Genomic DNA, 3855 nt, shown 5'->3' with positions numbered 1-3855 from the left:
TACCTTTCTTGGCAACCACGCATTGCCGATGGGATTGTTTATTGACACCTTCAAGGCCTTCCTAGGGGCTGGGCGAACACCGGATGGAGTAGAGTTGGAGCGAGCGGGGCGGCTCGCCGTTGCGCGCAACTGGCGTACTGCGTCACGCACGTTTGGCTACACGTTCGGTGTTCCGCGCTTGAAACCCTATTTCGTTGTCTGTAGCGACCATCTGGATTCCTGGACGCGCTTTTCAAACGGGTTATGGCGACCGAGCCAAGAAGACCTATTAATCCTTCTTCTTGAAGTAGTGTGCGAGCTCTACCCTAATGGACCGACACAAGCGGATGTTTGGGAGCAGGCGGGCGGGGACCTTTCACGCCTGAGTACACACGGCTCTGGCCGGAATCAGTGGCGAGAGGCACTTCGCTTCGCAAGATTTGGGGGTGAGATAAGCTTGCGAGACCTTCTAAACGCTATGTTGGCTGATTATCCCCTCAACTCTCGGCTGCAGCAAATTTCAGGGGTGATTGGTCAATGAACTATCGAGAGTTTCGTGGACACGCACTAATTGTTACGGTCGACTCGAATATCGACCCGGCATTCAAAGACCTTGGCAAGGCGGTGATCGCAGATGGAGACGCCGTTAGGGCCATCCTCATAGACCCCGGCCTTTGCGGATATGCTGACAAAAATGTCGTTCGCTTATCGGGTGCCGACGCATCGCTACAAGCCATCAAAGACACCCTAGAGAAAATGTCTGCAATCATCGAAGAGGACGACCCGTTTTTTCTATTCTATTCTGGTCACGGAGATGTTGGTGCGGGCGGCGCATTTTTGGCTCCTGTTGATGCCGTCCCAACTCAGGGCACTGGGCTGCTTACTTCCCAATTGCTTGCGGAAGCGCTGCTTAAGGTCCGATCCAAAAGAAAGCTTATTGCTATTGATGCCTGTTGTTCCGGAGGCATTGACCTTACTGGTGCACGCGCCAAGAGCTCGAAATGGCTGGGCAATGCACTGCTCGACGAAATGGAAGATGGGGAGGGGATCGTTGTTATTGCGTCTAGCCGAAGCTCTGAATCTTCGATGATCCTTGGCGGTGATTCGACCAGCCTTTTTACTAAGCATCTGGTCGCGGGGTTTCGCGGCGCTGGTGGTCACGATGAAGGCGGCTTTATTCGCGTGTTCGACTTGTTCAACTATGTCGCCGTAAGTGTTAGAGCAGAATGGCCTAGTCAGGCCCCGGTCTATGCCGCTCATCATCAAGACTCTAATTTTGCCGTGGCTTATTGCGAAGCAGTGGAAAAGCGCATTCGACCTAAATCGTTGCATTCCGAAATAGCTCATATGACGAAAGCAGACTCTCTAGTGGAGCTATTCTGCGTTCTTTATCCGCTAGGCCCAACAGATCAGGAACTCTGGGTGCGTGCAGGCGGCGACATCTCTAGACTGGTCTTGTCAGGAACGGGACGAATACAATGGGTTCGCGCGTTGAGGCAGATCGATCGCGGATTGAGCGTTTCTATCCCTGACATCATCAACGTTGCATTTGAGGATTATCCGAAGAATCGAAATCTCGAAATGCTGCGGGATGGTTGATGTCCAATTCAACTGGGCGCCCTGCCTCAGTGGCTGCGACCCTCACCACCTCAAGCCCGTCGCTTGCTGGAACTGCTCAATTCTTCTGAGCCCTGACTTTAGTCAGAATTACGATCCGAAAAGACATTTGTCTAAGATTGTGCAGTGCCTACAGAGTAGATTTATGCAATACGATTGCTCGTGGCGTTGGGTTACTCTCCTATCCCAACCCCACGCCCAAGCGCCCAAGAAATTCGCCCCCCGCGCACGACCCCCGACACGGCCATCCCGCGCCGCTGCTCCAGCACCTGCCGCCAGGGCACAATCGTAAAATCCCTCTGCCGCTCAATCACCGCAAACTTCCCGCTCACTCGCGACACCGGCTCGCGATAAGTACCATTCACGTGACCTCGATCCGGAGCCGGCGAATACGGTTTCCCGATCTCTTCGCTCAGCGTCCGGCCGGCATGCATAAGATCTCGCTTCAGTAACTCAGTTCTCTGCGCGGCAGACAAGCCAACGCCAGCCTCTACCATTATTCCAATGCCCGCCATGAAGGTCCGTCGCTTCACCTGCGCTTCAGCCACCTCCCGCCCAAATCCGAGCGGCACGCTGGACGGGGCAGGCACATCATCCAACCACGTCACGCCGAGCGCCGTTTCCTGTACTCTTAGGCCCAGCTCTGAGCGAACCAACACCTGCGCCGCTCGGAACCGCGCCTGACTCCGCTCGTACGCTTTCGTCCTGTCCAGATAGTCTGATGGAATCTTCCAGTCTGCATCGGCTGTCCGCTCGACATGACCTGCTCGTCGCAAGGCCTCCAGCCTTCGCACATGGGCCGCGACAAATTCGGGACCTGATCGCGGATCATCGGCCTGGTGCAGCCCTGCCGAATAGATCCCGCCATTCGCCCGCGCGATCCGCTCAATCGTGACGTCTGACGGCTTTGGCTCAAGGTTCGGCGGCGACACGGTTACAATTGCCCCGCGCTTCAACTCCTCTACCTCGCCAGCGACACCCAGTTCGACAAACACAGCGCGACCATCCAGGCTGTCGATGATGGTGTAGGCTTTGTCATGTGCTTCGCCCGAGAGACCTGCCTGAAGAACCGCGCCTGTCACGCTCCGCCCGTCTGGATCGGACTTATCGAAAATCACATCCGCGTCGATACGCCGGTCGTTGCGTCCAGCGAGCGCACGGTTCATCGTCTTGATGATGTCGTGACGCTCAGAAAGCCCCCGCAAGACATCCCGGAAATTCTCCCGCATCTGCCAGCGTCCGGCGCCGAGTTTCTCGGCAAGCCCAAGACGTTCCAGAGTCCGCAGCCGTGCGGCATGCAAGGTGCGATACTGAGAAGGACTATCCTTCAACCGAAACTCATCTTCGGGGCCGACTTGCCGGGCGATAAAATGGTCGATCTTTGTGACGCGTTCGACAGCAATATCCGATTGAAGTTTTCGCTCCTGCTCGAGCCGGGTTTCCGGGCCAAGCTCCAGCGTGACCAGGTCCTCCGCGCGTTCCCGGATCCCGTGGGAAATGTACGCCCGCGGCATGACAAGATCAGAGCCATCCTCGCGCCGTCCCCGGATGACCAAATGCGCATGCGGCCGACCCGTATCATGGTGCACAGCGCCGACCCATTCGAGCCGCGTCCGCAGATCGGTCTCCATCTGCGAGACCAAGTCGCGAACGAAGGGCTTGAGGTCTGCCATCTCAGTGCCGTCCTCGGGCGAGAAGATGAACCGGAAATGATGCCGGTCATCAGTGATGGATTTGACCAGATCGGACGCGTTGGCATCCTCGCTCATGGCGTCAAAAAGCTTTCCGCGATCCTTCTCCTCAAGCGCGGCGTCTCTTCGGATGTATCCGATATGCGCGGCAAGTGCTGCCACGCTCGATGCCGACATGCGCACAATGCGCGCCTTGACGATCACGCGCCTTTGCCCACCGCGTGGACCGACACGCGGCCGGGCGGGCAGGGCAGTCCTACGAACGCCGCCGGCCGACGACAAGGCCTTCGTCATCCGCGTCAGATAGGTCTTTGCGCGTCCCCCTGATCCGGCCGACCGAATCCTGCCAGGTCTGGGGGTGAAGGGATTGTCCGGCGGCGTGCTCATTCGGCCTGATCCGGGGGAAAACAGGCCAAATTCTGCGAATGGAGCCATGCGAACCTGTTGTCGTCATTGAGCTTTCCATCAGAGGACAGAGCTGTATCCTGAGGCATGGAACCATAAAAATCGATGTGCAGACAAGGCGATAGCCCCTCATTGGCTCTATGAGCTTTTATCTTGCATTCCG

Annotated in this window: 4 protein-coding genes; 2 read left to right on the top strand and 2 right to left on the bottom strand. The window is 56.9% G+C overall.

Translation table 11 applies throughout. The features are described from left to right. Nucleotides 1-520 (top strand): effector-associated domain EAD1-containing protein (locus tag B4F73_RS06710; protein ID WP_290482815.1); only part of this gene is annotated, 520 nt, incomplete at its 5' end. Next, nucleotides 517-1578, top strand: a complete 1062-nt coding sequence (locus tag B4F73_RS06705; protein WP_290482814.1) for a caspase family protein — start codon at nt 517-519, stop codon at nt 1576-1578. The genes B4F73_RS06710 and B4F73_RS06705, both read left to right, overlap by 4 nt. 191 nt (nt 1579-1769) lie before the next feature. Here the strand turns inward: B4F73_RS06705 and B4F73_RS06700 are convergent, their stop codons facing one another. Both B4F73_RS06700 and B4F73_RS06695 read right to left on the bottom strand, forming a co-directional pair. Continuing rightward, the gene (locus B4F73_RS06700) at nt 1770-3674 is read right to left on the bottom strand and encodes a DUF3363 domain-containing protein (RefSeq protein ID WP_290482813.1); all 1905 of its coding nucleotides are present in this window, start codon (nt 3672-3674) and stop codon (nt 1770-1772) included. Continuing rightward, nucleotides 3671-3855 (bottom strand): hypothetical protein (locus tag B4F73_RS06695; RefSeq protein ID WP_290482812.1); only part of this gene is annotated, 185 nt, incomplete at its 5' end. The genes B4F73_RS06700 and B4F73_RS06695, both read right to left, overlap by 4 nt.

This window comes from Hyphomonas sp. UBA3601, assembly GCF_002375605.1.
GTDB lineage: Bacteria > Pseudomonadota > Alphaproteobacteria > Caulobacterales > Hyphomonadaceae > Hyphomonas.
The sequence above is the reverse complement of the archived record's forward strand: the minus strand, read 5'-3'. Positions and strand labels throughout refer to the sequence as shown.